17 protein-coding genes are annotated in these 24,286 nt (G+C 44.5%); 8 read left to right on the forward strand and 9 right to left on the reverse strand.

Features of this window, described 5'->3' with window-relative positions; all coding sequences use genetic code 11:
* The first annotated feature begins 53 nt into the window (after positions 1 to 53).
* A complete protein-coding gene (locus MHI48_RS22455; protein ID WP_405141809.1) occupies positions 54 to 1,541 on the forward strand; it encodes a DUF5123 domain-containing protein in 1,488 nt (495 codons plus the stop codon).
* A gap of 130 nt (positions 1,542 to 1,671) precedes the next feature.
* Here the strand turns inward: MHI48_RS22455 and MHI48_RS22460 are convergent, their stop codons facing one another.
* Positions 1,672 to 2,655 (reverse strand): sensor domain-containing diguanylate cyclase, encoded by a 984-nt coding sequence (locus tag MHI48_RS22460; protein WP_340387061.1) that lies wholly within the window; start codon positions 2,653 to 2,655, stop codon positions 1,672 to 1,674.
* A 25-nt stretch (positions 2,656 to 2,680) separates the two neighbouring features.
* Positions 2,681 to 3,487, reverse strand: coding sequence for an alpha/beta fold hydrolase (locus tag MHI48_RS22465; RefSeq protein ID WP_036617433.1), 807 nt, complete (start codon positions 3,485 to 3,487; stop codon positions 2,681 to 2,683).
* A gap of 219 nt (positions 3,488 to 3,706) precedes the next feature.
* On the opposite strand from MHI48_RS22465, the gene MHI48_RS22470 reads away from it, so the two are divergent.
* Both MHI48_RS22470 and MHI48_RS22475 read left to right on the forward strand, forming a co-directional pair.
* Complete coding sequence (locus MHI48_RS22470) at positions 3,707 to 4,921, forward strand: MFS transporter (RefSeq protein ID WP_405141812.1); 1,215 nt, start codon at positions 3,707 to 3,709, stop codon at positions 4,919 to 4,921.
* Positions 4,914 to 5,477 carry a TetR/AcrR family transcriptional regulator gene (locus tag MHI48_RS22475; RefSeq protein ID WP_340906292.1) on the forward strand — a complete coding sequence of 188 codons (564 nt, stop codon included), beginning with the start codon at positions 4,914 to 4,916 and terminating at the stop codon, positions 5,475 to 5,477. The genes MHI48_RS22470 and MHI48_RS22475 overlap by 8 nt, the downstream gene beginning before the upstream one ends.
* 85 nt (positions 5,478 to 5,562) lie before the next feature.
* Here MHI48_RS22475 and MHI48_RS22480 read toward each other — a convergent pair whose 3' ends face one another.
* A complete protein-coding gene (locus MHI48_RS22480; RefSeq protein ID WP_405141814.1) occupies positions 5,563 to 7,197 on the reverse strand; it encodes a nucleoside hydrolase-like domain-containing protein in 1,635 nt (544 codons plus the stop codon).
* A gap of 335 nt (positions 7,198 to 7,532) precedes the next feature.
* On the opposite strand from MHI48_RS22480, the gene MHI48_RS22485 reads away from it, so the two are divergent.
* From MHI48_RS22485 to MHI48_RS22495, 3 genes are read left to right on the forward strand one after another with little or no spacing between them, the layout of a single operon-like run.
* Positions 7,533 to 8,183: a hypothetical protein gene (locus MHI48_RS22485; protein ID WP_405141816.1), complete on the forward strand. Its 651-nt coding sequence runs from the start codon at positions 7,533 to 7,535 to the stop codon at positions 8,181 to 8,183.
* 34 nt (positions 8,184 to 8,217) lie between these two features.
* Positions 8,218 to 8,775, forward strand: a complete 558-nt coding sequence (locus MHI48_RS22490) for a DUF1697 domain-containing protein (protein ID WP_101315000.1) — start codon at positions 8,218 to 8,220, stop codon at positions 8,773 to 8,775.
* A 53-nt stretch (positions 8,776 to 8,828) separates the two neighbouring features.
* Entirely contained in the window at positions 8,829 to 9,476 is a 648-nt protein-coding gene (locus MHI48_RS22495) for an Imm50 family immunity protein (protein ID WP_036617416.1), read from the forward strand.
* Between the two features lie 122 nt (positions 9,477 to 9,598).
* On the opposite strand, the gene MHI48_RS22500 is transcribed toward MHI48_RS22495, so the two are convergent.
* The 3 genes from MHI48_RS22500 to MHI48_RS22510 form a co-directional block, all read right to left on the reverse strand.
* A complete protein-coding gene (locus MHI48_RS22500; RefSeq protein WP_036617413.1) occupies positions 9,599 to 10,042 on the reverse strand; it encodes an Hsp20/alpha crystallin family protein in 444 nt (147 codons plus the stop codon).
* A gap of 191 nt (positions 10,043 to 10,233) precedes the next feature.
* Positions 10,234 to 11,436 (reverse strand): MFS transporter, encoded by a 1,203-nt coding sequence (locus MHI48_RS22505; RefSeq protein WP_405141819.1) that lies wholly within the window; start codon positions 11,434 to 11,436, stop codon positions 10,234 to 10,236.
* A gap of 318 nt (positions 11,437 to 11,754) precedes the next feature.
* Positions 11,755 to 12,714: a helix-turn-helix transcriptional regulator gene (locus MHI48_RS22510; RefSeq protein ID WP_405141821.1), complete on the reverse strand. Its 960-nt coding sequence runs from the start codon at positions 12,712 to 12,714 to the stop codon at positions 11,755 to 11,757.
* Positions 12,715 to 13,034: 320 nt separating this feature from the next.
* Here MHI48_RS22510 and MHI48_RS22515 point away from each other — a divergent pair, with 320 nt between their 5' ends.
* Positions 13,035 to 14,621, forward strand: coding sequence for a choice-of-anchor I domain-containing protein (locus tag MHI48_RS22515; protein WP_405141823.1), 1,587 nt, complete (start codon positions 13,035 to 13,037; stop codon positions 14,619 to 14,621).
* Between the two features lie 486 nt (positions 14,622 to 15,107).
* On the opposite strand, the gene MHI48_RS22520 is transcribed toward MHI48_RS22515, so the two are convergent.
* Both MHI48_RS22520 and MHI48_RS22525 read right to left on the reverse strand, forming a co-directional pair.
* On the reverse strand, positions 15,108 to 17,351 hold the full coding sequence (locus MHI48_RS22520) for a carboxylesterase/lipase family protein (protein ID WP_405141825.1): 2,244 nt from the start codon (positions 17,349 to 17,351) through the stop codon (positions 15,108 to 15,110).
* A 726-nt stretch (positions 17,352 to 18,077) separates the two neighbouring features.
* On the reverse strand, positions 18,078 to 19,991 hold the full coding sequence (locus MHI48_RS22525) for an AraC family transcriptional regulator (protein ID WP_405141827.1): 1,914 nt from the start codon (positions 19,989 to 19,991) through the stop codon (positions 18,078 to 18,080).
* Between the two features lie 229 nt (positions 19,992 to 20,220).
* On the opposite strand from MHI48_RS22525, the gene MHI48_RS22530 reads away from it, so the two are divergent.
* Positions 20,221 to 21,873 carry an alkaline phosphatase gene (locus tag MHI48_RS22530; protein WP_405141829.1) on the forward strand — a complete coding sequence of 551 codons (1,653 nt, stop codon included), beginning with the start codon at positions 20,221 to 20,223 and terminating at the stop codon, positions 21,871 to 21,873.
* Positions 21,874 to 22,058: 185 nt separating this feature from the next.
* Here the strand turns inward: MHI48_RS22530 and MHI48_RS22535 are convergent, their stop codons facing one another.
* Entirely contained in the window at positions 22,059 to 24,218 is a 2,160-nt protein-coding gene (locus tag MHI48_RS22535; protein ID WP_405141831.1) for a Z1 domain-containing protein, read from the reverse strand.
* Positions 24,219 to 24,286 lie beyond the last annotated feature (68 nt).

Consider the following 24,286-nt stretch of genomic DNA (forward strand, 5'->3'; position numbering starts at 1 on the left):
CGTTCAAATCTGCTATAATCTATCTTCAAAGCTAAATTCAAGGGGGAAACGATTTGATTCGCGTAGTTATACTTATGATTCCGATTCTGATGTTGCTCGTATCCGGTTGTCAGAATCATACATCTGCCATGAAGGAACCCGTTTCTGTTCAAAAATCTGATCCCCAGGTCATCCATTACATATCACCCCAAGGAAACGACTCGAATAAAGGAACGATTCAATCTCCTTGGAAAACGTTGCAGCACGCAGCAGACCATGCTTCGCCAGGAAGCACGATCTATTTGCGTGAAGGTGTCTATCATCAGAAAGTCAAAATCACCCGGAGCGGTAATTCTTCCGCTAATCCAACCCTATTTTCAAGTTATCCTCAGGAGCAGGTTATCATTGATGGTAAAGGTTTATCTGTCCGGGGCATTGAAGGGTTGATTGAAATTGAAAATGCCAGTTATATCACGATTCAGAATCTCGAAATTCGTAATTTTACAACCACACTTGGGGGCCAAGTTCCATCCGGGATCTATGTCCACGGAGCAGGTGAACATATTCAGCTGTTAGGCAACACCATACACGCGATTGCTAGTTACGCAACTCCTGAAGGTCCCGATTTGCGGGGCAGGGATGCCCACGGTATTGCCATTTATGGCACAGAGCACCCTCAAGCTTTACGCCATATCATCATCAAGGATAATGAATTGTATGATCTTACACTTGGTTCAAGCGAGTCACTCGCAGTTAACGGTAATGTTGATACCTTTGCCATCCAGGACAATATCATCCATGATTCCGATAATATTGGTATTGATCTGATCGGGTACGAGGGTACGTCCGAGGACGACACGTACGATCAGGCTCGGAACGGCATTGTACGAGGCAACGAAGTATACGATATTACGTCCAATAATAATCCCTCCTACGGTACAGACCTGCCCAATGATACCAACTCGGCGGGCGGCATCTATGTAGATGGCGGGAAAGATCATATCATCGACCAGAACCGGGTATACCGGAGCGACATCGGAATTGAGATTGCCTCAGAGCATGCCGGACGTTCGACCAGCAACATTACCGTGCGTGATAACCTGATTTATTCCAACAGATTGACGGGTATTGCCATGGGAGGTTATGACGAGGAACGAGGAGCTACCGAGGATAGCAAGATTATGTACAATACGCTAGTGGGAAATGATACCCTGAATGCTGGCAATGGACAGTTATTCATGCAGTCACGGACAAAGAACAATACGTTCATGCATAACATTCTCGTATCGGGCAGCTCGGAAGTACTGATCTACAACGAATATACTAGCAATACCGGCAATGTGTTTGACCATAATGTCTATTACTCACCAGGTGAGCAGGAAGACGCCCTGTGGGTTTGGAAAAATAAAGCCTACTCCGGCATCGCCGCCTACATCAAGGGATCTGGCAATGATGCACATTCCATATATGTGAACCCAGCATTTATGGATGAACCGAGCGAAGATTTTCGTCCTCAGGCGAACTCTCCGGCTAAGGCGTATGGTTACCTTGCTCCGCGATAAATTAACCCTGAGTCTGCCATCTCAACTTAGTCAATCTTTTTCACGCAAATAAAAGGAGCCTGTGCATGTGGGATCATCTCCCTCATCATGCACAGGCTCCTTTTTGCTTTCATTTGTTGCAATCCAATTCTTAACTTTTTACCATCTGAGCTGCATGTGTCACCCGGTTTCGTCCTCCGGTTTTGGAGGCATACAGGGCGTTGTCCGCTCTTTGGAACAAGGACTTTTCCGTATCTTCCTCTACTACAGTGGCCGCACCGATACTCACAGTAATGTTATATTCACCCCAGTCGGCTGAAGCAACCTGTGAACGATATCGTTCTGCAATACCGATCGCCTGCTCCTCTTCACAATCTGGAAGAATGACAACAAATTCCTCTCCACCGTAACGTGCAACCACATCCGTACTTCTCGATACCGTTTGCAGCAGCCCTGCCAGATTGCCGAGCACCAGATCTCCGATCGGATGTCCGTACGTATCATTAATGCTTTTGAAATGATCAATGTCCACAACGAGAAGGGAGAAATAACGTTGTTTCTCCTGGAACATCATTAAACTTTCAAGCATTTTTTCCTGGAAAAACCTGCGGTTCTTCAATCCTGTCAACAAGTCGGTGGAGGCCAGTGTCTCCAACTGATCATTCACTTTGATTAACGCCTGCTCTTTAATTTTATATTCCTCATGCAGTCGTTCAAGCTCTTTGTTCGCTTCTTGCGTCGCTTGATACAGCTCCTGTAGCTTCGTTTTGGTATGCAAAATATCCTTCTCATGTTCGATTCGCTTACGCATGACTACAACGACACAATCTACCACGCTTTCCCCGTTACGTGTCTGACGAACACCGTTAAGCAGAACAGGAACAGCCTGCTGATCACGGGTACGGAACGTGAAGTACATCTCGTCCACATGTCCATATAACTGGATGTAGGGATAGAAATACGTATGGAAAAACACCTTGTTGCTTACCGACATGGTGGATTCAATATGTTGCCCTATGAGCTCATCGCGTTCATATCCAAGCATCGTAAGCATAGTTTGATTAATCGACTGTACGACGCCCGAATCAGAGATAGAGAAGTATCCACAGGGAGCCAGATCTAATTGTATATCCATGGAATAACTGCCTTTCTTCCGCGTTTTATGCGCTCGTTAAATAATCCTTAATCATTCGGATGGTTTCTTCCGGTTGACTTAGATGCGGATAATGTCCCTTGGCCGTCATCTGTTGCAACCTGCTATTCTTCAGATGAGCGTGTAGATAATCCCCTACTTCTACCGGGGCAATGCTGTCATCCGAGCACTGAAGAATCAATGTTGGCACAGTTGCCTGCTCCAGATCAATACGACAGTCAGATAAAAACGTCACTTCGGCAAATTGTCTCGCAATATGCGGATCTCTGGAGCAGAAGCTTTTCTCCAACTCTTCCGTCAGCTCTTTCCGTTCCGGATTGTTCATCACAATGGGTGCCAGATAACTCGCCCACCCAATAAAATTCATCTGCATCATCTCAAGTAATTCATCGATATCATTCCGATCGAAACCTCCATAATAATTAGGCAGATCATTCACGTAACGTGGGGAGGGCCCTAACATTATAATTTTTTTGAAATATTTGGGGTTCTGAATTGATGCCAGCATACCAATCATACTACTGACGGAATGCCCGACAAATATGGTGTCCTTTAGTTCGAGCGCTTCCATAACTTCCAGCACATCCTGGGCGTATCCTTGAAGGTTGCTATATTTGATAGCATCATAATAGTTAATTTGAGATTCGCCAGATCCAACATAATCAAACAACACCACACGGTAGTTCTCCATAAAACCTGGAATAATGTAACGCCACATATCCTGATCACATCCAAAACCATGAGCAAATACAATCGTTTGGCTACCCGAGCCAAGTACCTTAACATTATTTCTTACAAGTATATCAACAGTCACTACATATCACCTCTCCGAGGTAGTATTCACTTGAATCATTTTATCTGATTAGTATACCGGAAAATGTTGGAATATGAATTAAAAATAATTAATAACTTCTCTCATCCACCAATAAATCATGAACTCCTGCTCTGAATACGCGCTTTACAATCTGACGATCGTCAGGTAAAATCAGTTCAACATGTCGCGCGACAGAGATCAATATTACGGAGGAAAACCATGAGTACTTCAACACATAGCTCTACACCTCAGCAACTCTGGGGAAGATCATTCCTATTTATCATGTTAGCCAACGCATTATTGTTTATGGCATTTGAAATGTTGCTTCCCACCTTGCCTTTGTTTGTCTCAAGTCTTGGTGGCGAAGCCTCCCAAATTGGGCTTGTTACCGGCGTATTTATGTTTTCTGCCATCTTGATTCGACCCTTCACTTCTGTTTTAGCAGCTCGAATAGATAAAAAATATCTATTGATTATCGGCATCACTATCTGTGCATTAATGACAGGCGCATACTACCTATCGTCAGGTATTTGGATGATTCTTGTATTTCGAGTGATCCACGGATTCGGATTTGGTTTGGCAACGACATATTTTGCAACGATTGCCACTGAAAACATACCAAGAGATCGCCGGGGAGAAGGTATGGGGTATTTCGGCGTAGGGGAGACGGTCGCTATATCCATCGGTCCATTGATTGGAACAAGCCTGTTGTTCAGGTACGACTACCAGAGCCTGTTTATGGGAGGTATGTGCATTTTGCTGTTAGCTCTCCTAATGACAGTGTTTGTATCCAGAAAGCCGAAAACAGAAGGTAGTAGCGAGTCTATGCAAACTCATGTCCCTTCGGTGAAACTGATTGAAAAGAAGGTACTCTTCCCTTCCCTTCTCATTATGCTCGTTGGCATTGCAGCGGGTTCAATCATGTCCTTTGTGGCTTTATTTGCCGCCGAAAGAGGGTTCGAGAATATAGCCTGGTATTTCTTCATCGTTGCCATCGCCAGCTTCGCCGTTCGACTGTTTTCGGGGAAAATGTTTGATCGATGGGGACCAGATTCCGTGTTGTTACCTTCTGCCGTGTTTGCAATCGCGGGGCTACTGGTTCTGATTATCGCCCAGAGTGATGTGCAATTCCTGATCGCCGGTGCGTTATACGGCTTTGGTTTTGGTGCTATATTCCCGGCGATTCAGACCTGGTGTGTGAATCTTGTAGAAGAACATGAGCACGAAAGTGCGATGGCTTCCTTCTTTAACTTCTTTGACCTCGGAATTGGCGGTGGTTCGTTGATCCTGGGCGTGGTGGCTTCTGCATTTTCCTATACGGTGGTGTATGCTATCTCTATAGGCATTTTTGTGGTATATATCTTGTTATATTTGGTATACTCCCAAAAACAGCAGAGGTATACAGCTCGCCAACTGGAGGTAGACATTGAGTAAAAAACGAATCAAAGAAATTGCCATTCAACATTTTAATCGTCTGGGTTACGAGGGGACAAAGATGGCGCAGATTGCCGAAGAGGCAGGCATTCGCAAGCAATCCCTGGCTTATCATTATTCATCCAAAAAAGCGTTATTGCTGGAGTTATATGAGGAAGTTGTGGAGGAGGAACAACAGTTTGTACGCCAATTCTTCAGTGAGTCTGTTACCCAAACTCTGGATCAGCAGCTATATGCCTTTTTGCATGAACACAAAAATCGCTTTCTGACTCACCCAAACGTTGCTTTTATGTATATCCTGTCCTTTATCACACCGCTGGAGGTGCATGATTTTGTACTGGCCCAGTATCGAACGTACCTCGGGACATTGAAAGAAGAGCTGGCAGCCGTATTTACCAGACATTCCGATATACGCCTGAGTCCGGAAGAAGCCACCGTAGCTTTTGTCACCGTGATGGATGGATTGGATGTACAGCTCGTGTATGAGACACGGCAATCCTATGAACAAGCTTTGGCAATCACCTGGAATGTCTTCTGGTCAGGCATCCAGCGTTAACGGATCAATTACGATCAGACTACACAAATAAGAGGGGCGTCCCACCAGCCATGTTGATGACTTTTGGGACAGCCCCTCTATTTCTTTATTTCACAGTTAGGATCACACGTTGATAATGCTTCAACTGATGCTCTCCATCATCCTGTACTTCGGCAACGATATGAAGAGTATCACCCGATTTGGCATCGTCAGGAACGGTAAATGTCACCGCTTCAGTGTCACTGCCCTGCAATTTTATCGTATCCACCTGCTCATCCTTGGCAAGTTCACGATGTAATCCAAGCTGCAGGTCACCCGCCATTTCAGGCTTAACTTTGTTCGGTGTTACTTTGGAATCCTCATAAGTGTCCGCTTCGAAATATCTCCACCACGTATAGGTCAGTTGATCTCCATCCGGGTCTTTACCCTCCGCGTGAAGAGTAACTTCCTCCCCAGGACTAACACTAAGATCCACCCCTTCCTTAATCGTTAAAGACGGATTATGGTTGGCACCTTCGTAAGTGTCTGCAACTGCCCAGTCTGCACGTGCTGCAAAATCATCCTGCACATCGTCAAACCATCTCATCAGAGAGTATTCGGCTTCATAGCGTTTGGTGTACGGATCGTAATCAAGCACATTGTTTCTAAACAGCTTGTCGTTCACAACTCCAAAGCGTCCACCCCAACCGCCGTAGGAAGGGTCTTCCATACTGCGCAGCCCATTATCAATCAGATAAAAGAAGGAAGGAGAGTCACCCTCAGATATAAAATCGTACTTGTCATATTGTGGATTGTTCTTCAGATACTCAGCACTTCCCCGTTGTTCTTCGGCTAGTTCGCCTTCGATCATTTTACCATCACCCATCGATGCATACATATCCATCAGCTTGCCATGTCCGTTCAGAATATTCTTGACCATCCAGTCGCCATGAAGCTTACTGTTCACTTCTTCGGCATGCATCTTCCATGCATAGGCAAAATGCCAGAAGTTCGATTGGTCGTTGAGAATGCGGATATCCGGCCAATTCTTCGCAATGTATTCGTTGTAGCTGTCATCCTGATCGAGGATGATGTACAGGACCAGTTTGTCACTGACTTTTTTGCGAATCGTATCCCACTCGGCCGTATCTTTGTACTGTTCCTCAATCGATTTTAGCGCTCTCGCTGTGGTATTGGTGCCCCCCCATGTCTGAACAATCAGGTCTCGGGAGTCATCATCGAGGAAAAGAGTTTCGAGGAACTCGGAACCTTCGGTTTCCTTCTCCATCTCCCCTTTATCGGAAATATTACCGATCTTGGTCATCGCTCGAAGCTGTTCCGGCTCCGGGTACCCATCCGCATGTTTGGATAAGTTCGGGTAGATCTCGCCATAGGCATCGATCATATCGTACACCCACTGTGTGCCTGTCCAGCGGAACGGCTTGATCCCTGCTTCCTCGTCTCCAGCATAATGATACACCGAGCTGGTTAGTACAATTCCGGCAAGGTCCATCTCATTCGAATATAAGAGGAAACGAATGACGGAATTCATATCATCCACTTCACCGTCGGTTGTAATCACTGTTCTGCCTTTGGCAGCTTGGTTGTTTGCAGGTTCCTGGGTTTCATTCTCTGTCTGTTCTGTCGCCTGATTTGGTGTGTCACTCGCGGTTTGTGGCGCTTTGGATGCGCATCCACTAATCACTAAGATGATACTGAGACAACCTGCGGCAAAACCGTTTAACCATTTTCTCTTGTTCATAATGCTCCCCTTTCTTCTGTACAGCGTGATGTTAGTGTTGGGTTGGAAATAAGTACGTCCTCTGTTTTTCTATCCTTAATATGGACCGTAGAATGCAAAAAAACCCGAACAACATTATGAATGGAACAAAGTCCACGCATAGTGATGTTCAGGTTTTGCCTGCCCGAAGCAGTAACAATCCTTATTTGAGTGAAAGTATATCATGTCCACTCATGAATGTAAACGTATTCAAATGTTTTTTTGAATTTATCTTTGATATAGTATAATGCTTATAGCCAAGAATCAAACGAATCGGCCTGTTATTATATCAATGTTATTAGGAGGACTCAAACATCATGCAACAACTGGATGCGGCCTTGAGCCGTTTGGTGGAACAGCAGGATTTATATAATGAAGCTTATGGACTTTTCAAAAATCATGATCTGCGTCCACGCGAACAACATCACCAGCCGGAAGTGGATACACGAATAGCTCTTTCTCCAGAACTTCATTATCTGTACAGTCATTATGAGATGATGGATGCGGATGCGGAAGGTACACTCAAAATGAAAAATGCCGCCGTCGAAATCGGTGATGCCGCACTGATCTCCTTTGTCGCACCTGAACATCTGCTTCGTCAGCAACTGGGCTTCCGCTGGATTGGCATGAATGAACCTTATGAGGAGTCCTCCACCTGGCCAAAAAATCACGTTGTCATCGCAAACTTTAACGATGATCCGTTAATTGTAGATGTAGAAGCACCAAACTCTCCCGTATATGCCGCTTTTACAGGTGGAGAACCAAACCGTGTTGCTGATTCGTTGTCAGACTTTTTCAGTGCACTAGCCATCCTGATTGAGGCGGCGCGCACCTATGCCGGAGAAGTAAAAGATGAAGAAACCTATGAAACTAAGCCCGAGTATCTGGAACAAGTGGAACCTTTATTGCAAGATCTGTTGGGAGAAGAGTATACCGCTCATCTTTTCGAGTATCTGTCCTTTTGTTAAAACGGTGAATTGAAGGAATTGGAGGGGCGTCCATATGATCTATGTAGCCTTGTTGCGGGGCATAAATGTAGGCGGGAACAATAAAATCAATATGAAACAGCTGAAAGAAACGTTTGAACAAGCAGGCATGCTGGATGTCGTTACCTACATCAATTCTGGCAATATTATTTTTGCCGATCATCAGGAACATGCCAATGCGAATGTGGAGATATCCCATGTGTTAGAGCAGGCCATCGCCGCCGATTTTGGCTTACAGATCAGGGTAATGGTGCGGAATATGGATGAAATTCAATCCGTTATTCAGGCGCTGCCAGAAGAATGGGTTAATGATGACACAGCCAAAAGTGATGTGATGTTCCTCTGGGATGAGATCAATGAGCCCTCCGTGCTGGACCAGCTGCCCATCAAACCGGAAATTGGTACACTGATCTATGTTCCCGGAGCGATTTTATATTCAGTCAGCAGAGAAGATGCGTCCAAAAGTGGCATGAACAAGCTTGTGGGTTCCAAAGTCTATGCTTATATGACGGTTAGAAATGTGAATACCACACGTAAGATTTATGCCCTGATGCAAGCAGCAGCAGAGAAATAATACAGACAGGTGGAGATGATGCCACGCAGCTTGTGGCAATTGGAGGTAGTCTAATGAACAGAGCATGGACATTAAACGTCAGCGTCCGATCCGTAGAGCGGGAACCATTCTGGTATGCACCCCAGACTCCCTGGCAGATACAGGGACAAGGTTTTCGAGTGAAATTCCATACCAATAGGGCAATCGACTTGCTTGCTCAAGATCAACTGCTTGTTACCGTTGGTGAGGAAGGTACCGCGAACTGGGCTGCTTTTATCGGAACAGTCGTGGAATGCGAACCAGACTCTCTCCTGCTCTATACAAGTCCTCAGTACGAGGCACAGTTAATGGATATTCGGAGGTTGGAACGTGAATTTTCTCCTTTGGCTTCCATTCTCGGAGCGCAACATGTAATCGAAACTCTGGGCTATTTCCCTCCCTTCCATTATGACGAAATTACGGATGTGCAGCTGGAAACAGTCCAAAATATACAATCCCTCTCTCTTGTGCTAACGCATAATGCTGATCAGGAATGGGAACAGCAGGTGCACTTCCATTTTGAACATATTCAGCAAGAGATGTTCTCCCCTGTGGAGGCATCTAACGTTTGTTTACAGCTAAGTTTCACTAATGCAGCCGATCAGATTCGTGTTAACTTGGATGCCGTATCCGGCTTCTCCGCTACATTCCTATGCAGCACAATTCATATTCAATTCCATTAACCCGGTTATGTAAAAAATCCCTTCATGGGACAACATGACAAAACATCTTTACAGATGTTCTTCCATGCCTATTACCATAAAGGGATAGCTCAACTTCTTCAGCTACACATTTTGCATCTGGTTTAGTCAATCTGAATGCGTCTGCGAGATTGATCATCACCAGGACGTTTTGGAATCTCGAGCTTCAGCACACCTTCTTCCAATTTGGCCTTAATGTGCTCCTCATCAATATGATCAACATAGAATCGCCGGATAAACTCGCCGGAACGGCGCTCCTGCCGTATGATTCGATTGGAGTCATCCTTCTGCTCCACTATATCATTGCGTTTGGCACGAATAATCAATTCATTACCTTGGACCTGAATGTCTATGTCCTCTTTGGCGATGCCCGGAAGCTCGGCTTCTACCGAATATTTGTCTTCTTCCTCACGAATGTCGGTCCGGAATGGCTGGGAGCCAGTTCCAAAAGGGGAGAGGAATGAGTTCTCAACCATGTCATTGAAGGATTTCAACATGTGTCCGAACGGGTCTTCATTTCTTTTACGAAACGGAATCAGATCAAACATGAAAATCAGCTCCTTTTATGTGGTTGGTTTATTGGTGTTGCTTACATTGATTATTATAATACCCTTGCAAATAAGGCTCAAAGTCTGTAAAAGACCAAAAAAACCGATTTTCTTTCATCATGGTTCACTATTTTAAAATAGATCCTTTTTTCTTTTATTTTGACCTTGTTTGATCTTCTGACTTTGTCTGACTATAACGAATGAATGGGGTCCGCTACAGTATTGGATTGATTCTTCCTCATTCCTAGCATCATGATTGCCAGCAAGACAACCAGAACAGCTACGAGCATAAATGGAACATGTTTGTCCACCTGATAAAGTGTCGTTGTAAGTAAAGGCGTAATGACGGCGGATATCCCCTGAATCGCTGCTACCAATCCCGCTGCCCCTCCCTGCTGTTCTTTGCTAACTGCCAGCGAAGCACCTGCCATGAACCCCGGCATCATCAGACCCGAACCCATGCCAAACAGGAAAAACGAGAAATAATACATGGATAACACATTAAAGACCAAAAACAGGATCATACTTGCGATCAGGAAAAGGGACCCGAGCAAAATCATTGGGCGTGGCTGCCATTTCAACCATTTCATCTGAATGACCTGCATGATCAACATCGCTGCTCCAGAGAACATGAGTCCAAACGAAACCATTCGGGCCGTCGCCGCTGAGGATAGAGCCAGTTGATCCTGAAAATAAAATCCCCCGACAACCTGTAGTGTCATGATACCCATCATCGTGACCAAGCCGGCAGCAAGGTACATTCGTAAACCGCGTTGGAACGGGTTGACTTTAGGCGGTTTTGCCTGAATGACCGGTTTGGCTGACGGGATTAACAACAAGGCAATGATAAACGCAGCTATCGCTATAAAAATGCCAAAATAAAGCGGCCAGAGCAGACCGATAAGGGTAAAAGCTCCTGCAATCGCAGGTCCAAATACAAGGCCCAGTCCATTCGCAGCACTGATAATCGCCATTCCACTTCCCCGCTCTTCCCCTTCTGTCACATCACCCATATAGGCTTGGGCAGAAGACAGCACTGCCGGAATGAACATGCCGATCAGACTGCGCGTCACAATCAGAAGGGTTAACAGGAGCCCCCCTCCGATCCATGCATTTAATCCCCCGTACAATGCCAGTGCAAATAATGCACAGCTCACGGACATACCTATGAATCCAATGAATATAATTGGTTTTCTTCCTCTTATATCACTCCATCTGCCCCATAGCGGAGCCATGACAGCCATCATAATGGACCCAAGCGAGATAATAAGACCGGAATGGCTTTCTTTCATGCCCAACTCGCGAATAAGTGGTGGCATAATGGGTGCAATCAGCATCAGACCCAACATGGCTGCAAATACGCTAAAAAAAATACTTCCTCTGATTCTATTCATGTTTGTACACTCCTCTATATTTCAGTACAGTACCCACTGTACCTGGAGTATACAAGGCTGAGAGAATCCCCACTGCCTCTATACGGAACAATTCACGGCAAGACGGATTTATTAATCTTATTTTTTAAATAAGATCAACCCTTAAAACTTTACACCAGACCACTACGATTACAGTACCATCTTCCGATCGCTGTTATCACCGGATTTCCGTGATTCCCTTCTATTAAAGGGAGAAATCCGTTGATAAAGGCGAACGCTCCGCTTCTCCAGACTGGTTCTGCACTCTTCGTTCTCGTGTAAAGTTTCTGTTCATCTTATTTAATAAATTTTTTTCATCTCTGAGGGCTTCACGCCGAATTTGCGATAAAATTGCTGTGAAAAGGCACTGACATTACTGTAACCGACCGCAATCGCGGCCTCGGTGACGTTGTTATCCTGATTGCGCAACAACTTCATGGCGTTGTCGAGACGAACCTGACGCAAATATTCGAAGACGGTGCTTCCGAAAAGTGCCTTGAATCCTTTTTTTAATTTAAAATCGTTAAGACCTACTTGTCTGGACAATGCTAGCAAAGATGGAGGATCTACCATACAAGCCTCCATAATCTCCCGTGCCGTATGTAACTTCCGGATGTCCTCTCTGGAGAATCCCGCGGGAATTGGCGCCAGATCAAACAATTGGATCATAAATCGATTCAAGATTTCCAAGGCTGTCGCTTCCATCATTAAGGATGATCGATAGCTGTTGTTTAATTCCACAATCAAACTGTCGATCATCGTTCGTATCCGGTTATCCAGTTGAAAGACAATCGGCTTGAACACTTTTCGTCCCAACACCTGATTAAACGCAATCGACTTGAAACCGCCCAGTTGCGCCGCAGCATAATTGAACAGAGAAACTGGAATCCCCAGCGAAAATGACGTATACAGTTCCCTTGCCGGAGGATGAAACCACGCTTCGAAATCATGCATAAAAATAAGGGCCCCTTGCCCTATCGATAATGAATAATCCTGACCGGATATATCCACATTTCGCTCTCCTGACAAGGCAAATTGCAATTCCACAATGGGCGTTTCGGATGCAAAATACGTTGGATAAGGCTGATGATATTCAACCTGGGAATATAAAATCTCAATGCCACTGTATGTCGTTACTCTTTTAATATTGCCACTGCCCGCCTTGGGAGAGAGCAGATACGTGTGTTCATCTTGCTGACTGTAAGGTTCCTGGGTCAGGTAATGCTGATATACTACGCCTAATGCATCATGCGTGCGCATGGGTATTCACCTCGCCTATATCTTGATCAGACTTGTCAGTAAAAAAGCCCGAATTAATTGATAATGATTCTCAATTATGATTCTAGCGTATTTTCTCCCGTTCGACCAGTCCTATATATATGAAGGCTCACGTCTGCTTTTTTCTTCATGTGGCAACATCATTTTATATGCTAACTTACATATCCAATTTGGAAAAATATCTCTTATCTAACCTTTTACACAAATCGCAGACTTCTCTTACCTCACCTTAACATTAGCTCCCTATACTAAAACAATTGTATAACTCATTACACACGAAACGATAAAGGGGATCTGGAACATTGAAAAAGAGAAATCAATGGCTTGCCGTTCTGTCGATGACTGCCATTCTTACCGCAGGAGCAACCAGCTACACATCAATGATTCATGCCGCTGACGCAACTAAAACCACCAATGATCATGTCGTACTGCGCACAGCCATCCAAAATATGCAGGGTACGGTCACATGGAACGGAAGCAGTCGCAGTGTTGATATCCAGATCGCAGATACTAAAGTACAACTTCCTATAGGAACGTCATCGGTCACCATCAACGGTGTGAAAACTCCTCTGGACAGTAAAAGCTACATCACCAAAGGTACAACGTATGTATCTTCCCAAACGCTAAAATTAATTACGGATCAACTGATCCTGAAACAAAATAAAACCGGTTTTGAACAGACCGCAACGTTTCAGATGCCTGGTGGCAAAGCAGAAATATCAGCCTCTACGCCAGATGGACAACGCCTGCTCGTAACCGAAGCAGACAATGGCAGCATTTCCGTACTGGACATTGCTGACTTGAAAAACGTCAACCTATTAAAGACAGTCAGCTTCCAGGACCTCTCCGCCAAAGCTGAAGTCACAAGCGTAACCGTGTCCAAAGATGGCAAATACGGTCTTGCTGTTATTCGTACAGGGGATACAGACAGTGAAGCAAACAAAGGGTTGCTTGCCATTGTGGATCTGACAACCTACAAAACCGTCAAAACGTATGAACTGGGCATTGGTCCTGACTCGATTGCACTGTCACCTGACGGTCTGCATGCGGTGATCGCCATAGAGGATGAAGAGCTGAATAAAGCTGCCGATGAAATTGACTATGCCAACACCAAACGTCCGGGTAGCATTATGGTTGTATCTTTTGCTGGCGGGAATGTATTAGAGGGCGAGATCACCAACTTACCGGTATCTCTCGAAAATGTAGAAGGTGCCATCTATCCGCATGATCCACAACCAGAGTATGTTGCCATTAGTCCAGATAACAAAACAGCAGCCATCACGTTACAGGAAAACAATGTCGTTGCCCTCGTAGATCTGGAGACAAAAAAAATCAGCTCAATCTTCGCTTTGGGTACTACTTCACATCAAGCAGATCTGAAAGATGATGGTATCGTTCAGTTTAAAGAGACGTTGACCGCTCGTTATGAACCGGATGGAATTGCTTTCTCGGCAGATGGTAAATACCTGCTGACAGCTAACGAAGGGGATTTGGGCAAGAATGAATTTGAGGATGGTGTAAAAGCAGGCGGACGTAATATCGCTGTCTGGGATCTGCAAGGCCAGCGGATGTACGATAGCCAGAACCTCATTGACGAGGCAACAGCTATGGTCGGCTTGTATCCCGATGATCGCAGTCCCAACAAGGGAAGTGAAGTGGAGAATCTGACCGTTGCTACTGTAGACGGCACAACATATGCCGCGGTCGCTTCCGAACGGGCAGATGCCATTTTGTTCTTTGATCTTGCTGATCCGGTCAATCCGGACTACCTGGGTCTGATTCCTACAGCTGGAGAATCACCAGAGGGAATTCATCGTGTTAACGGACGCAGCCTGTTTGTGAGTGCAGATGAAAGCACAGGAACACTTAGTTTTTTTGCCAAGAAATAGATCAAATGTCCTTAGTATCTAAAGGCTGAAATGAGCGGTTTCACGTTATAATGAGTTGGTGGGGGCGTAGAGCCCCTGTCCTCTCATACTATTGTACGCACTATTCCACGTACCCACATATAATGCTGCAAAGGTTATCGACGCTTCATATTTTCCAATTCCCTCCTGTTCCGCTCTACTTCCTCTTGTAACACTTGTACTTCCATCCTTAATGCGGATACTTCCTCTTTGACGCCAGACCTCTTCATCACAAGATAGAAAACCAGATATAATACAAGACCAATCATAATAAAGAAAATTAATAGCGTTATAATCCCAGCAATACCTATAGAGCTAATCATAACTTTACGTTTCCCCTTTCGACATTCTATTAATTTATATTTACAACAATACCATAATTAAGCATAACGAACAGTATAAAAAGCCAAGAGAGCATGCTCCCTTGGCTTTCAATTTATCTATATATACCTTCCTATCCGGTGATCCTTATTCCCAGAAAAAACGACCTGCGAACACTTTTTCCGTCAATAGTTTATACGTTTCTTCAGGCAATTCTTTTTTCATCTTTGCCATAACGGCGTCTTTGCCTTGATTATATTGTGTGGACATGCCAATCTCTGCCGTTGTATTGCTAGCATCCAGACGCATGATTGGGGCTTGAGCATCTTTCGTCCAAGGTGTCCATGCCGCTAGATCAGGTGATCCACCCGTGCCTGGATTGCCTGTGTACAGGAACTGCTTCAGATATGCTGCCATCGCGGCGGACAACTGATCACGTCCTGGTTTGTTTGTATCGCTAAAGTACCCATCAGGGAAATAGGCAGCAATTCCGTCTGCGTGTCCTGTATAGAAGTCCATATCCGCACCATGTGGTGCGCCCAGTAACGTTAGCAAACGCTCAGAGATGACCCCAGGTTGTGTACCCCATGCAAAACGATACGCATATACCGGTGGCTGACCTGCTTCACTGGTCAATTGCTCCGCTACACGCTCTGCATTAAAGCCTGCATAAGCTTCGCTACCGTATTTCAACGCAGCAGCATATTGTTCCGCCTTGGTTTTATCGGTAAACAGAGTCTCATCCGTGATGGATGGAGAGAAGTTTGGATCACCGAAGGCAAAACCGGAGAACTCCGTTTCCAGGCTGCCGAGCAATACAGGGACTTTCGTGTAATTTCCATTATTGATGGCGTCAAATCCTTCTTTTGGAATCACTGTGCCATCACGGAACAGATGCGGGAATGGGTCCATACGGATTGCCGTTGCACCAAACGCTGTGACCAACTTGTCCGCAGGCAGTGCACGCAGGTAACTCTCCAGCTGTGCCTGAGATTGCTTGCCAATCCATGCTTTTGCTTCTTCTGCATTAGCCGCTTTCCCCTCTTGCACGAGTAGCTTCACAAGCACATCCTCGGATTTTTGCTCGCCTTCTTCCGGTGATGCTGTCGTCAATCCTCCACTGAAAGCAACTGCTTTTTGATACAGTCCTTTGCTAAGTGGCGAGATCAGCGTTGCCAGAACATCACGTGCACCAGCAGATTGTCCGGCTAATGTAACATTGCCTGTATCTCCGCCAAATCCTTCGATATTATCCTGCACCCACTCCAATGCACGGAATGCGTCAAGCAGACCATAGTTACCTGAGTCATCCAGGGCATTCCCTGTTTTCAGCGCTGCATTCTCGAAGAATCCAAGGGCTCCCAAACGGTAATTCACTGAAATGATAATGCTGTTGGTGCTCCGTGCAAGCTGTTCACCTTGAAAATCTTTACCTGATCCGGTCATATTCCCGCCGCCGTGCAGGAACACCATAACCGGAAGTTTCGAACTGGTTGTGTCGGGACGCCAGATATTAAGATACAACGAATCTTCGCTTCCCGCTGTAGTCTTGCCAGAGATCTGCAAGCTGTTCGTTGCAAATTCCTTAGCCGATCTCGTTCCTGTCCATGATTCCGGTTCTTGCGGGGCTTTCCAGCGCAGTTCACCTACTGGCGGTTTCGCGTAAGGAACACCGAGCCAACCGAGCGTGCCATATTGCTCATAGGTCTTGCCATCAATCGCGCCATACTTGGTCTGTTGCACCGTTTGAGGTTTGAACGACCCAGCTTCTTTATGTTTCAACCAACTCTGCTCCAAAGTTCCACTGCCATTCTTGAGCTGTATCTGCAAAGCCTGTGCGGTTGCCTCTGCCATTAGGCGGTTGGTAAGTTGACTCGCGCCCTTCCCTTGAAGCGCCATGATTCCTTTCCCAGCCGCATAGGTGGAAGCCGATCCCTGCTCATAATCCGTACCTGCTTCATATCCAAGCACCTTCAGCAGCATTTCGGCATAACCTTCCGCTGTAAGGGGTGCATTAGGTTCAAACTTCTCCGTTCCTGTTACGATCTCAGACACATATGGATGCTGCTTCAAGTAACCAACGACCGGTTGCAACACTTTGCCTGCCTGAGCCGCATCGTCGTACGTTTCCGATCCCTGATAAGCGAGTGCTTCTTTCTCCAATCCGGACAAACGCAAGTAAAGTACTGCGGCCTGAATGCGTGTAGCCTTTTTGTTCAGATAAGCTGCATTAACACCATGACCGCTACCGCGAATAAGCTCGGATTGGATCAGCTTGTCCATCGCTGCTGAAGAAGAAGTTGTTGTGTTCCCTGCTGCATAAGCTGGTAGAGCGGATACACATAACCCCAGAATTGTTGCCACGGCAATCGAACGTTTAATGGTTTTCATGTCATAAATCTCCTCGCTGTCGAATAGTGTGTGATGGGATAATTTCATTGGAAATGTTCAGTTGAAATGCGTATCTAAGAATCAGTATTCCAATGTCTGGATGAGTCTATATCTCTATTTATGAAAAATTAAATCTGCTGCGCTCCTTTCTGCTCGAAATATCTGCTACGGCGCTTGCGGTAATGCCATCAGGCATTTTTTTATATAAAAAAACCTGAATCGAAGGCAAACAGACATCGCTTTAGCGTGGTCTACTGCCCTCAATTCAGGTTTTGCCTGCAATCAGTAACAACCCTGAGGAATGAGGTTCATTCCATATGAAAATGTAAACGCAATCAATCGTTTGATGAACAAAGAACAACGAATGAACTGACACAGGTATTGCCCTAAACACGGTTACAATCCTGTTGTTATGGTGATGTTAGCACATAATGTAAGCGTTCGCAATATCTTTTTTTAATCGTCAATATATGATCTCTGAAAGGGTAAAATTAAAAACAAGCTCTGCAAGTTCCATATCATATCGAATCGGAACCTACATTGCTTCGGGTATCTGCCTAGCCAGAAGCCCATAAATATTGAGCATGGCGGTCGCTGCGCCCAGCGGTTGTAAGCTTTAATCATACAGAACCGCCGACATAACAAAACAGGCCATAGGCGCATCCTCCTATGAACCTGCTCTGACATAACGTGATTTGCGTCAAATTTGTAGAATGAAATGTTTTTTTATTCCTGTAGCTTGCTCACTTGCTCAATCAGGCTATCCAGCCCCTTGTCGACCAGATAAGGTCCATAATTCCAATAGTTGCGAGAAACATTAATGATCCGATGATTTTTGATCGCAGGAATACTCTGATACACCGGCTCATTGAAGAGTTCCATCATCTGCTCCATCTCTTCATCGTCCATCTGGGTGAAGAAGTAGTCTGCAGGTTTATCCGCCAGCTTCTCCAATGAGAGCACGGTTCCACCATCTGCATAGGCTTTGTACTGTTCAGGCATAACAAATCCGAAATCCTGGTATATCAACTTGCCCAATGTGCCGCCTTCTCCCCCAAGTAATACCTCCTTATTGTAGATAACGAAGGACATGGCCGTTGTTCCCGGTTCAATATTGATGTTCAGTTCATCCCGGATCCCATTCAATTTACTTTCGAAAGTAGCAATCCATCGCTCTGCTTCCTCTTTTCGATCCATAATCTCACCCATCGTTCTCAGGGTGTTGATGACATCTGGGTCACCGCCCCAGGCTACCGTAATCGTAGGCGCAATTTTCTCATAGGTGCCAATCACTTCCGTGCTTGTATAATCAGGTACGATGATCAGATCTGGCTCCAGATCCGAGACCACTTCTACGTTCCCCGTTCCTGATCCGATATCCGGTACATTAGCCATCTCTTCCGGGTACAGATCCAGTGTTTCCTTGTTGGCACCCGCCGGCTTCATTCCGAGTGGCAGCAAATACCCCCCATATGTGATCACAACCGGTTTGGCAGATTGGGCTGGAATCTCAACCGTTCTCCCCGATGCGTCGGTATACATTTTGGTTGCAGGCAGTGAAGCATCTTCATTTGCTGTTGACTGTGGATCAGCTCCTCCCCCGCAAGCTGCTAATAGAAGGGATAAACTAAATAATAAACTGACCGCCAAAGTAGGCTTAAAACGAACATTCAAGTCATTCACGCTCCAAGTGTTGTATTGATAATGATTATCGTTATTATCAATATAGCGTTGTGTGAGTTCTACAGCAATGAACGATTCCGACTTCTTATTAGTACGATTTGAACCTTTAAACAGATGACTGTGCATTTTATATTGAGCAGGAGTTTCTCCCATCATTCGTTTGAAGATTCGGCTAAAGTAGTACAAATCTTTATATCCAACGCTCTCAGCCACATCACGAATCTGAGCCTCTGTCTCTGTTAGCAATACTTTGGCTTGGTTCATCCGGGTTTGGATGACGTATTCCATCGGACTGCAACCGAATTTTCGCTTGAATACCCGTGCCAGATAATGACTGCTGTAATGAAATTGGGCCGCCATCTCCTCCATGGACACGGGATGTGCGTAGTGCTCCTGAATGTATGCTGCAATCTGCTCGGCTAATTCTGGAGGATCAGCTACCTGATCACTCGCCTGCTTCCATTGACGAAACTGTTCGTATACAAACTGATACAACAGTCCTATAACCTGCAACCTGTCCAATTCTTCGCTGCTTGCCCAGCATTCATGCATTCTCTCCATTATGGGAATTAGCAACAGCGGATATGTTGCTGCAAAATAATACTGCTGCGGGGAAAATTCATACTCTTGTTGTACGTTTTCTACTCTCGACGGGTCGGTACCAGTGGAGCTTGGCTGGGGTTTATATAAAATAAGATAATATTCCAAGGGGAGATCCAGACAATGGATATGTATAGTTGTGCCTTTGCCAACATGCAGAACCTGCGTCTGGTTGGACCTGAGCTTTTCTTTACCCAAATGAACAATGGCTTCTCCTCTGACCATCAGCAAAAAAGCATGGGCTGGCAAAACATACGGCTTAATTGCCTGTCCCGGCTTCAAGACCAGATGACGAATGTCCATGAGCTTCACCTGATTTTTATTCCACCACTTAATGGCTTCTGACCATTCTTTCATTACAAACCACCTCAAAGCCGATCATTAGACGAGGGGCATTCCCTAGCCCGATTTTCTCCTTAACATACAAGAGTGGTCCTCATTTTGTCCAGTTCACCTGAATTCCAGCACCCTTCACTAATCGTAAATTTTACATATAGTTAATCCATTTCATACGTTAGTTTAGCAATTGTTGTATACACTTGGTTTGGGATACCAAACTATACATATATTCTAGGAGGATGCATTCATGTCAAACCGGTTTAATGTCCGTGCAGCCAAAATGATGCTCGCGGTGACAACAATTGTTACGGCTACACTCGGAGGAAGCAGTGCAGCGTGGGCTGTGGAAGACACCACCTCAACGACATCTGCATCACCGATTAAAAATGTGATTATTCTGATTCCTGACGGTATGGCTAACGATGCTACCGCTCTGGCTCGTTGGTATAAGGGCTCATCCTTAACACTGGACTCCATGGCAAGCGGCATGGTTCGGACACACTCCGCCGATGCGCCGATTGCGGACTCAGCCCCTGCCGGAACTGCTTTTGCAACAGGTTATAAATCTCATACCGGATTTGTTGGTGTACTGCCGGACAAGGCTACGATGCCAGGGCAAAAGGCGATTGCGCCTGGAGACGAAAGAAAACCTGTTGCTTCCGTACTGGAAGCTTCCAAACTGGCGGGTAAAGCAACTGGCATTATCGCTACATCCGAGATTATGCACGCCACACCAGCGGACTTCTCCTCTCACTATCCGGACCGTAAAAACTATGATGCACTCAGTAAACAACAAGTCTACAATGGCATGGATGTTGTATTGGGCGGAGGTAGCAAATATCTTGAGCCAGCCGGACGTAAAGACGGCGAGAATCTGATTTCGTCCATCAAGGCACTGGGTTACGATTACGTCACTACACCAGCTGCAATGAAAGCATCCGATTCGAACAAGCTGTGGGGTATGTTTGCACCCGCAGGCATGGCTTATAATATGGACCGTGATCCTGCGAAGCAGCCAAGCCTTGCCGAGATGACATCCAAAGCCATTGAAGTTTTGTCCAAAGACAAAGACGGCTTCTTCCTCATGGTCGAAGGCAGTAAAGTGGACTGGGCAGCTCACGCCAATGATCCGGTTGGTATTATCAGTGACGTACTGGCTTTTGACGATGCCGTAAAAGTAGCCATGGATTTTGCTAAAGCGGATGGAGAGACTGCCGTTGTGGCTGTTACGGACCATGGTAATGGTGGACTCACCATTGGTAACAACGCTACTTCCGGCACTTATGACAAAGAGCCGTTGTCCACATTTATCGGACCTTTGAAAAAGGCCAAGCTGACAGGCGAGGGCGTTGAAGCGAAGCTGAATGCCAAGCGTACAAACATCAAAGCAGTGATGAAACAATATTATGGCATTACTGATCTTACTTCCGAGGAGATTGCCACCATTAAAGCGGCCGAGCCGGGCAGTCTTAACTATGCAATCGGTCCAATGATTAGCAAACGTGCAGGGATTGGCTGGACAACCGGTGGTCATACAGGTGGAGATGTTGTGCTGTACACGTATGCTCCGAACAATGACCGTCCATTCGGTGTGATTGATAACACGGATGTCGCCAAATATATGGCACGTGTACTGGATCTGGATCTCGACAGCGTGAGCAAACAATTGTTTGTACCTGCCAAACAGGCATTTACAGCCAAAGGCGCGACATACAAACTGGACCTGACGGACGCCAAAAATCCGAAGATCCTCGTTTCAAAAGGTAACACCAAACTGGAACTGCAAATTTACAAAAATATTGCACTGTTAAACGGCAAAAAGACAACTTTGGAGGGTGTCATTGTTTATAACGGTGTAGAGGCATTTGTTCCACAGACGGCCGTTGATCTGATTCAATAAAAAAAAGAGCATGCCTGACCTATGAAGAATCCTCTTTAAAAACTGCCGAGGTAAAATCTCGGCAGTTTTTACGTTTAAGGCTTTAGTTTTATTACTAGATTCTTATGAAGAATTTTAGGTTCCGCTTTATCTCAAACCATCTTAAACTGTAATGACCATCTTTTAAAGTTAAAGTGATACGTTTCTCAATCTGTGTACAAATGATTAGCAAATACAACTGTTTTCATTTTTTGAGGGGCCACAAGGACTGGCCAATAAAAAGGATGACCTCTCCATCCCTCGGCTGTACCATTCTGTTTAAGAAGTATAATTGCGGGAATATTTACCGCTATTTCTTTTGCAAGACCTTTCTCTTGATAAGAATCTGGAGAGTTTTCTAATCGCCCATCTTTCTTCTCTCTCGATATATCTCTATCTTTTCTTAATATGATCCAGACCTTCCCTTTATCCTCTTCATTTTTCGGTATAGAAGTTAAGTATTGAATACTTGCCATGAACGCATTTTGATTCCAAGAATGTCCCTCTTCAAATGTTTGTCCAACATAATCTATTATTTTTAATACATCCTCCACCCCCATAAGAAAAGGTTCTGGAGAATCACTTACATCTTTGCAGTATCTCTCAATGATTGTGTTGATTGCCTCAACTGGTTTTAAAACATGTGTTTTAGCTCTGACCTTAAATCCAACCGGTAAGAGCCGGGCCTTTGGTCTTAATGTAGTAGTGTTAGATAGTAATATTTTATTAGGTGAACAAGGAACAATTTGACTCCATAAATCCTTTTGTATAAATACAACACCGTTTTCATGGCTCCCCTTCTCAAAAGCTTCACGAAGAGCTGAATCAAATTCATGAATACGTTGCATCACGGAATAAATACCTTCTGTTGTGTAGAACCGTGTCACTGTTAGGTCCTCGATAGGTCTTGCCCCATACATACGTGAATGCTGTAAGACCGTATCCTGCTGGAATGTCTTTGGTCGTCTCCCGTAATAGAAACCAATCAAGTTTCCTATAGTAATTCCACGATCTAGTATTTGTCCTCCAATAAAAATATTAAGAGGTGTTCTCAGCTTTAATTGTCCAGATGCATCAAGCAACTCACTTACATCCTTCTCGGAATTCACTTTGGTTATCATAATGTGACCTTCATCTAAAGCTTGTTTTGCTTCAGTATTAACTTGCAAAATATCTGGCATTAGTAAATTAGAAAGTTTAATTGAGTCTTTTAAATTTTCATATGCCTCTTTTACAAGTCGATCAAAAAGAGGCGAACTTTCTTTAGATTCATCTGCTAGTTTAGAAACAATAGAATCTACAATGCTCTCTTGCCATTCATGTGCAGATTTCCCCAGCTCTGTGTGTATTATAAAGCTAAATTTTTTTATAACTTTTTGGTTTTGTCTATCTTGTATGCGACGTATACAGCCCCCTATTATAAAATTGACAATAGCATCTCGAAGCGATTTAATTTTGTTACTGTATAAACATTCTTCAGTTTTGAAAACACGCCTATCTTCTTTTTTCAAGACAGATAATTCTTCCTGAGGAACCTTCTCAAATAGATGATAAGCAATAGTGCCCTCTTCTTCACTTTCTTTAAAGTAATATTCTCCACCAATATATTTGTCATGAATAGGTACAAGTTCTGTAAAAACAGGTTTAATCGGTTTAAAAACCTCCGAGTCAACAACAATATCCTCAGGTTGCAAATATAGCGAATAAGGAGTAGCCGTTACTTGTAGAAAGCTACAATCCTTTACTAATTTTCTGAATTCATTAATTTTCCCTGCTATTTTCTTAATCTCCGGCTCTTCATCTTTCTTTTTAGAAAAACCAATACTAGCAAAATCGGCTTCATCGTCAATTATGAGTATCTTTTTATTTACAAGATCAGGATAAATTTCAAAGAACGCTTGATGTAACCTATCCATATTCTTTGTTTCCTTTTTCACTACAAAGACAAGCTTCTGATTACGCTCATATCTTGTCAATGTTGGCATTACCATAATGTCATAAATTTGCATATAATCTTGATCATTTAAATCCTTAAACTCCGACTTTAACCTTTCCAAAGTTTGTTGTGTAAGAGCCTTTGTACCTTTTGTCAGTACAATAACAATATCATACCCATTATCATAGGCTAGTGACATCACTCCGAGGAAAGTCCTGGTTTTTCCTGATTGAATTTTCCCAAGGAGCATCCCTGGCCGGTCTACCGTTGTTTTTATATCGAGTAAATTTTTGACTGTCCGCTCCATACATTCGATTAACTCAGAGGAATAACTATTCTTTTTTTGTAAATATGTAAAGAAATCCCCCGTTAAATTGAGAGTATTAATCATATATTCTGATACATCCTTTCCAAATAAAATTCCACCTACAATATGCAGTTAAAATAAGCCCATAAAAA

This window comes from Paenibacillus sp. FSL H7-0942 (assembly GCF_045040715.1).
Classification (GTDB): Bacteria; Bacillota; Bacilli; order Paenibacillales; family Paenibacillaceae; genus Paenibacillus; species Paenibacillus amylolyticus.

Coding starts and splice junctions, on each gene's coding strand:
- MHI48_RS22460 (WP_340387061.1), bottom strand. CDS start 2,655: ATGGATATACAATTAGATCTGGCTCCCTGTGGATACTTCTCTATCTCT.
- MHI48_RS22470 (WP_405141812.1), top strand. CDS start 3,707: ATGAGTACTTCAACACATAGCTCTACACCTCAGCAACTCTGGGGAAGA.
- MHI48_RS22480 (WP_405141814.1), bottom strand. CDS start 7,197: ATGAACAAGAGAAAATGGTTAAACGGTTTTGCCGCAGGTTGTCTCAGT.
- MHI48_RS22485 (WP_405141816.1), top strand. CDS start 7,533: ATGCAACAACTGGATGCGGCCTTGAGCCGTTTGGTGGAACAGCAGGAT.
- MHI48_RS22490 (WP_101315000.1), top strand. CDS start 8,218: ATGATCTATGTAGCCTTGTTGCGGGGCATAAATGTAGGCGGGAACAAT.
- MHI48_RS22495 (WP_036617416.1), top strand. CDS start 8,829: ATGAACAGAGCATGGACATTAAACGTCAGCGTCCGATCCGTAGAGCGG.
- MHI48_RS22500 (WP_036617413.1), bottom strand. CDS start 10,042: ATGTTTGATCTGATTCCGTTTCGTAAAAGAAATGAAGACCCGTTCGGA.
- MHI48_RS22505 (WP_405141819.1), bottom strand. CDS start 11,436: ATGAATAGAATCAGAGGAAGTATTTTTTTTAGCGTATTTGCAGCCATG.
- MHI48_RS22510 (WP_405141821.1), bottom strand. CDS start 12,714: ATGCGCACGCATGATGCATTAGGCGTAGTATATCAGCATTACCTGACC.
- MHI48_RS22520 (WP_405141825.1), bottom strand. CDS start 17,351: ATGAAAACCATTAAACGTTCGATTGCCGTGGCAACAATTCTGGGGTTA.
- MHI48_RS22525 (WP_405141827.1), bottom strand. CDS start 19,991: ATGAAAGAATGGTCAGAAGCCATTAAGTGGTGGAATAAAAATCAGGTG.
- MHI48_RS22530 (WP_405141829.1), top strand. CDS start 20,221: ATGTCAAACCGGTTTAATGTCCGTGCAGCCAAAATGATGCTCGCGGTG.
- MHI48_RS22535 (WP_405141831.1), bottom strand. CDS start 24,218: ATGATTAATACTCTCAATTTAACGGGGGATTTCTTTACATATTTACAA.